The organism is Thermoanaerobaculia bacterium (assembly GCA_018057705.1).
Classification (GTDB): Bacteria; Acidobacteriota; Thermoanaerobaculia; order Multivoradales; family JAGPDF01; genus JAGPDF01.
Window position 1 is genome coordinate 20318 of the sequence record JAGPDF010000067.1, and the last position, 6491, is coordinate 26808.

Sequence of the window (6491 nt, forward strand, 5' to 3'; positions counted from 1 at the left end):
CCCACGGTGCGGTCGCAGCCATCGCAGCCATCGCAGAAGCCGCAGGATTCGCAGCGGACTCAAGGGCCCAGGAGCTATCCGCCGACGGTGAAATCGGCACCGTCCCAGGGCTCGCAGCGGTCGCAGCCGGCGCCGCCAGCGGTTCGGTCGCAGCCGTCCCAACGGTCGCAGCCATCCTATGGCTCGCAGGGTTCCCAAGGCTCCAAGGGGGCCCAGCCCTCGACGCGATCGCAACCGTCGGGCAGAAGTTCCTCGGGTGGGCATTCGGCCGGCAAGTCGACCTCGTCGGGCTCGAAGAGCAGCTCGCGCTCCGGACAGACCCCTCCGCCGCCGCCCCCGAAGAAGGACGGCGGCGGGAACTAGGAGCGACGGGGCGCGCGGCGAGCGCATGGGCGGGCTAGAATCCAGTCGCTCATGCGCGCCGAGTCGATCTTTCGCGGCATCTTCCTGATCTATTGCCTGGAGGCGGGCCTCTTCCTGCTCATGTCTCCCTGGCTCGAGGCCTGGAACCACGCGGCGCTCCTCCTCCCGTTCGGACCGCTTCGCGAGCTGCTCCTCTCCCCCTGGAGCCGCTCCCTCATCTCCGCCTTTGGACTTCTCCACCTCGTCTGGGGCCTGCACGATCTGGATCTCTTCCTGCGCCGCACCTCCTATCCGCTCGATGATTCCGCGCCTGCTCGCCATCAGTAGCCCCGACGCGAGCCCCGGACCGCGCTGGCAGCGTTGGTGCTCGGAGCTCGCGCTTACCGGAGTCGACGGGTTGCAGGTGCGCCGCAAAGGAGTCTCCGACCAGGAGCTACTGACGCTGGCGAGCGAGGCTCGGGCGGCCGGCCGATGGACTCTCTTCGTCAACGGCCGTCTGGACATCGCCCTGGCAGCGCAGGCCGACGGCGTCCACCTGCCGGTCTCGGGCCTGCCGGTCGCAGAGGTCCGCCGAGCTCTGAGCCGCCAGCGCCAGGAGCTCCTGGTGGGAAGATCCACGCACAGTCCCGACGAAGTCCGTCTCGCCCGCGATCAGGGCGCCGATTTCGCGATCTTCGGCCCGGTCTTCGAGACGCCGTCGAAGGCAGGCCTGCTCCGAGCCCGCGGCCTCGCGGCGCTGGCCGAAGCCGTGGCGACCGGTCTGCCGGTCGTGGCCGTGGGCGGCATCGATGCGAGAAACGCCCGCGAGGTCCTGGAGAGCGGCGCCCGGGGTCTGGCCGCGATCCGCTGGTTCGAGGATCCGGCCGCGGCGCGAGCCGATATCGGGGCGCTCCTCGGCAGCTGGAAGCGACCGTGACGCGCATCCTCGGACTCGGCCTCGACATCGTCGACCGCAATCGCATCGTGCACCTGCTCGAACGCCACGGTGCCGCCTTTCTCCGCCGGGTCTTTCGCGACGGCGAGGTGCGGCTCGGCGAGTCCGCCAGCGCACTCGCCCGGGCGGCGCACGTCGCCGGCCTCTTCGCCGCCAAGGAGGCCGCCATGAAGGCCCTCGGAACCGGCTGGAGCCAGGGCGTGGGATTCCTCCAGATCGAGGTGTTCCGTCAGCCCTCGGGAGCGCCGGCGCTGCGACTGCATGGCGAGGCGCGCCGTCGCGCCGACGCCATGGGCGCCGTACAGCTCTGGGTCTCCATCAGCCACGACGGCACGAATGCCGTCGCCGTCGTCATCCTGGAAGGCGAACCGCAATGAACGAACGTGCCGAAGCCACCGAAACGACCGCAAACCGCCCGTCGCCCTCCCCCGACGCGCCGAGCGGCTCCTCTTCGGCTGCCGTGCCGGAGGGGGCGCCTGAGGCTCGGGGCGCGGCCGGGGCGCGCAAGTCACCTTACCTGCTCATCGGGCTCGCCGTTCTGGCCCTCGATCAATGGACGAAGTGGCTCATCGAGGCGCATCTTCCCGAGCAGACCTCGCACGAGGTGATTCCGGGGCTCCTGCACATCTCGCACGTGCGCAATACCGGGGTGGCCTTCGGCATGTTCGCCAGGGACGGCCGAGACGGCAGCTCCTGGGTGCTGTCGCTCTTCGGCCTGGTGGCCCTGGGGCTCATCGCTTTCCTCTTTCACCGCACCCCGGCAAAGGACCGTGGCCTGCTCGCCGCGCTCTCCCTCGTCCTCGGAGGAGCGATCGGCAATCTGTTCGACCGGATCTCGAGCGGCGCGGTCACCGACTTCATCGCGGTGTACATCGGCAGCTACCGCTGGCCCGATTTCAACGTCGCCGACAGCGCCATTTCGGTCGGGTTGGTGGTGATCCTCCTCGACTCTTTCCGCAATCGGTCGTGAGCGAAGGTACCTGGCAGGTCGGCGAGGACGAGGCGGGGGCCCGCCTCGACCGCGCCGTGGCCGCACGTCTCGACCTGCCGCGCAACCAGATCCAGGAGTGGATCCGCGCCGGGCACCTGACGGTGGACGGAGTCGCGCAGCCCAAGGCGGGGCATCTCCTGCGCGCCGGCGAGTGCATCGCCTGGAAGCCGCCGGAGCGCGGCGAGTCGCGCGTCGTCGCAGAAGATGGCGAGCTTCGCCTGCTCTTTCTCGACGACGATCTGATCGTGATCGACAAACCGGCCGGACTCACGGTTCACCCCGGCGCCGGGCAATCCACCGGAACCCTCGTGCACCGTCTGCTGGGGCGCTTCCCGGAGATCGCCGGCGTCGGGGGACCCGGCCGGCCCGGGATCGTGCACCGCCTGGACAAGGGGACGAGCGGGGTGATGGTCATCGCACGCACCGTCGGGGCCTATCGCGCCCTGACGGCCGACTTCGCCTCCCGCCGGGTGGAAAAGCGCTACCTGGCGATCGTCCACGGCGCGCCCAAGTCGCTCCGCGGCGTCATCGAGGCCCCGATCGGCCGCCACGCCTCCGAGAGGAAGCGCATGACCGTCCGCACCGACGGACGCCCGGCCACGACTCGCTACCGGACGGTCGCCTCGGCCTCCGGCCTCGCGCTGGTCGAGCTCGAGCTGCTCACGGGCCGCACCCATCAGATCCGCGTGCACTTGAAGCACATCCGGCATCCGATCGTCGGCGACGCGACCTACGGCGAGGCCCGCCATCGCGAGCTGGCGAGCGCTCCGGCGCGCACCGTGCGGACCTTTCCGCGCCCGGCCCTGCACTCCTGGCGCCTCGCCTTCGCTCACCCGTGCAGCCACGCGCCGCTGCGTTTCGAGGCCCCCCTGGCGGCCGACATGCTGGAGCTCTGGCAATCGCTCGCCGGCGCCCCGCCGGCCCTTCCTCCCGACCAGGCCTGAGTCCAGACGTGAAACGGGCCCGCCCCTCCATCGCTGGAGAGACGGGCCCGGGTCGATCCACTCGAGGATCGCCGACGTGCCGCCCTGACCGGTGTCGCGGTCAGACGCAGTCGATGCACGGATCCGGCGCGGTGGCCGGGTCCGTCACGTTGCCGAGCTCGATGCCGTCGAATCCTACGCTCAGGCGGCCCTTGGCATCCATCACGACCGAGACCCAGTTCTGCATCAGCGGCTCGAACGGAACGAGCGAACCGGCCACCGGGTTGTTGAGGTTGAGGAAGATCCAGCCGAACTCATAGCTCGACGGCAGAGCCGCGCTGCCGACCGGCGTGCGCTGCGCTTCGAACGGGAAGGGGATCAGCCCCTCTTCGGTCGGGCAGGGCGAGATGGTGCAACCGTCCGGCGTCTCGAAGTTCTCCTCTTCGTCGAACACGACGACCTGGTTCTGGCCGAGCGGGAACGGCGCCGGGAAGCTGAGGGCGCAGTTGAACGGAGTGATGTGACGCTTCGCATCCCGCCATGAGAGAAGGCTCGTGCCGCCATCGAAGAGGCCGCCGTTCAGGTAGCGAACCGCGAACACGTTGCCGAGGCCTTCACGCTGGTCCGCGCCCGGCTGACCATTCAGCGCCGAGTAGCGGTAGTAGAAGGTGTAGTTCGCCGCGGTGAGTGCCGCATCCGCCTCGATATGCACCAGCGTCTCGGCCTGGGCGTAGTTCTGTCCTGCGTCGACGTAGAAGTAGTCGCCCCAGAGGACGTTCTGGTTGGTCACGAAACCGCCGGGTCCGAAGTAGCCGGGCTCGCTCGGGAACGTGGTGTTGCAGGCGTTGACGGCGTCGACGGTGACGTAGCCGCGGGCGATGTCATCGCCGTGGTCATAGCCGCCGCAGGCGCCGCCGAAGCCGAAGTACGGCGAGCCCTGGCCGGTCAGCATGAGCTGAACGTGGTCGATGTAGTCGGCCGAGAGGGCCGGGTTGTCGTACGCCAGGATGCCGGAGCAGCTGGCGAAGTTGATGTCCTGCGACGCCGGGCCCTGGGGGCTCACGGTATCGGTCGGATCCTGACCGGCCGACGCCGTCACCGGCAGGTTGCCGTTGACGATCATGTCGCGCAGGTTGATCGACTGGACGTCGTAACCGGTGAGGTAGACGTTGAAGTCGAGGATGTGAACCGAGAGATCGGTCCACAGCACGACGTGCGCGAGGACCGCGGTCGCCGAGGCGTTGTTGATCGACATCAGCGTCGTCACGCCGCTCGGATCGGCGAGATCCACTTCGAAATACGGCAGAAGCAACGTCGCCGCCGGGACATCGTCCACGGTTCCGATCACGGCGAACGCCGGTGCCGCCAATACAGCGAGCAACATGGCCAGCTTTGCAATCTTCATCGTTCTCTCCCTGTTCGAAGGCGACCTGCACGGAAGGCGTCGGTGGGGCGCATTCTACCGCACACTCCCTGCGGTCCCGTCGCGGCGGATCGACCGGGGCCGCGCGATCGTCCCGCGGCCCCGGTCGATCCGCGACAGCGCTCGAAGTGAAAAAGAAAACGGGCCCGCCACTCCATCGCTGGAGGGACGAGCCCGGATTCACTGCCACCGGAAGGCGGGCGTCAGGGACGCCCGATCCGGCGTGAGACTCAGAGGGTCGGAGTGCCGATGAACGGATCCGGCGCGGTGGCCGGGTCCGTCACGTTGCCGAGCTGCATCGCATCGAAGCCGACGCTGTAACGGCCTTCGGCATCCATCACAACCGAGACCCAGTTCTGCATCAGCGGCTCGTACGGAACGAGCGAACCGGCGACCACGCTGTTGAGGTTGAGGAAGATCCAGCCGAAGTCATAGCTGGACGGCAGAGCCGCACTGCCGACATCCGTGCGCTGCGCTTCGAACGGGAAGGGGATCAGCCCCTCTTCGGTCGGGCAGGGCGAGATGGTGCAACCGTCCGGCGTCTCGAAGTTCTCCTCTTCGTCGAACACGACGACCTGATTCTGGCCGAGCGGGAACGGCGCCGGGAAGTTGAGGGCGCAGTTGAACGGGGTGATGTGACGCTTCGCATCGCGCCACGTGAGGAGGCTCGTGCCGCCGTCGAAGCCGGCGCCGTTCAGGTAGCGAACCGCGAACACGTTGCCGAGGCCTTCACGCTGGTCCGCGCCCGGCTGACCATTCAGCGCCGAGTAGCGGTAGTAGAAGGTGTAGTTCGCCGCGGTGAGCGCCGCATCCGCCTCGACATGCACCAGCGTCTCACCCTGGGCAAAGTTCTGGCCCGGGTTGACGTAGAAGTAGTCGCCCCAGAGGACGTTCTGGTTGGTCACGAAACCACCAGCACCGAAGTAGCCGGGCTCGCTGGGGAACGTGGTGTTGCAGGCGAGGACGGTGTCGACCGTGACGTAGCCACGGGCGATGTCGTCGCCGTGGTCATAGCCGCCGCAGGCGCCGCCGAAGCCGAAGTACGGCGAACCCTGGCCGGTCAGCATGAGCTGAACGTGGTCGATGTAGTCGGCCGAGAGGGCCGGGTTGTCATACGCCAGGATGCCGTTGCAGCTGGCGAAGTTGATGTCCTGCGACGCCGGGCCCTGGGGGCTGATGGTGTCGGTCGGATCCTGACCGGCCGACGCCGTCACCGGCAGGTTGCCGTTGACGATGATGTCGCGCAGGTTGATCGACTGGACGTCGTAACCGGTGAGGTAGACGTTGAAGTCGAGGATGTGAACCGAGAGATCGGTCCACAGCACGACGTGCGCGAGGACCGCGGTCGCCGAGGCGTTGTTGATCGACATCAGCGTCGTCACGCCGCTCGGATCGGCGAGATCCACTTCGAAATACGGCAGGAGCAACGTCGCCGCCGGGACATCATCCACGGTCCCGATGACGGCAAAGCCCGGCGCCGCCAGCACTGCCAACAAGCACGCAACCAACAGTCTCTTCATATCTTCATCTCCTAAGTGATGCGTTAGTCGAACCTTCAGGCATCCTATCCCAAAAAGGCCGCGAGCGCCAGGGAACGGCGAATCGGGCCGACCGGCAAGATCGCCACAAAAGAAAACGGGCCCGCCACTCCATCGCTGGAGGGACGAGCCCGGATTCACTGCCACCGGAAGGCGGGCGTCAGGGACGCCCGATCCGGCGTGAGACTCAGTTGCCGATGAACGGATCCGGCGCGGTGGCCGGGTCCGTCACGTTGCCGAGCTGCATCGCATCGAAGCCGACGCTGTAACGGCCTTCGGCATCCATCACAACCGAGACCCAGTTCTGCATCAGCGGCTC

Annotated in this window: 8 protein-coding genes; 6 read left to right on the top strand and 2 right to left on the bottom strand. The window is 67.8% G+C overall.

Annotated features, from left to right (window positions below):
- The 6 genes from KBI44_16800 to KBI44_16825 form a co-directional block, all read left to right on the top strand.
- The coding region (locus KBI44_16800) for a hypothetical protein (GenBank protein MBP9146137.1) at positions 1–401 on the top strand (401 nt) is incomplete at its 5' end.
- 13 nt (positions 402–414) lie between these two features.
- The gene (locus KBI44_16805) at positions 415–690 is read left to right on the top strand and encodes a hypothetical protein (protein MBP9146138.1); all 276 of its coding nucleotides are present in this window, start codon (positions 415–417) and stop codon (positions 688–690) included.
- A complete protein-coding gene (locus tag KBI44_16810; GenBank protein MBP9146139.1) occupies positions 662–1279 on the top strand; it encodes a thiamine phosphate synthase in 618 nt (205 codons plus the stop codon). Before KBI44_16805 ends, KBI44_16810 begins: the two co-directional genes overlap by 29 nt.
- A 5-nt stretch (positions 1280–1284) precedes the next feature.
- On the top strand, positions 1285–1674 hold the full coding sequence (gene acpS / locus KBI44_16815; protein MBP9146140.1) for a holo-ACP synthase: 390 nt from the start codon (positions 1285–1287) through the stop codon (positions 1672–1674).
- Positions 1671–2267, top strand: a complete 597-nt coding sequence (gene lspA, locus KBI44_16820) for a signal peptidase II (GenBank protein MBP9146141.1) — start codon at positions 1671–1673, stop codon at positions 2265–2267. The genes acpS and lspA overlap by 4 nt, the downstream gene beginning before the upstream one ends.
- Positions 2264–3232, top strand: coding sequence for an RluA family pseudouridine synthase (locus tag KBI44_16825; protein MBP9146142.1), 969 nt, complete (start codon positions 2264–2266; stop codon positions 3230–3232). Before lspA ends, KBI44_16825 begins: the two co-directional genes overlap by 4 nt.
- 100 nt (positions 3233–3332) lie before the next feature.
- Here the strand turns inward: KBI44_16825 and KBI44_16830 are convergent, their stop codons facing one another.
- Together KBI44_16830 and KBI44_16835 are read right to left on the bottom strand one after the other, a co-directional pair.
- A complete protein-coding gene (locus tag KBI44_16830) occupies positions 3333–4616 on the bottom strand; it encodes a hypothetical protein (protein MBP9146143.1) in 1284 nt (427 codons plus the stop codon).
- Positions 4617–4864: 248 nt separating this feature from the next.
- Positions 4865–6154, bottom strand: a complete 1290-nt coding sequence (locus KBI44_16835; GenBank protein MBP9146144.1) for a hypothetical protein — start codon at positions 6152–6154, stop codon at positions 4865–4867.
- Positions 6155–6491 lie beyond the last annotated feature (337 nt).

Excerpts from the sequence above, each read along its gene's own strand:
- KBI44_16805 (MBP9146138.1), top strand. The coding sequence starts at position 415 with ATGCGCGCCGAGTCGATCTTTCGCGGCATCTTCCTGATCTATTGCCTG.
- lspA (MBP9146141.1), top strand. The coding sequence starts at position 1,671 with ATGAACGAACGTGCCGAAGCCACCGAAACGACCGCAAACCGCCCGTCG.
- KBI44_16810 (MBP9146139.1), top strand. The coding sequence starts at position 662 with ATGATTCCGCGCCTGCTCGCCATCAGTAGCCCCGACGCGAGCCCCGGA.
- KBI44_16835 (MBP9146144.1), bottom strand. The coding sequence starts at position 6,154 with ATGAAGAGACTGTTGGTTGCGTGCTTGTTGGCAGTGCTGGCGGCGCCG.
- KBI44_16830 (MBP9146143.1), bottom strand. The coding sequence starts at position 4,616 with ATGAAGATTGCAAAGCTGGCCATGTTGCTCGCTGTATTGGCGGCACCG.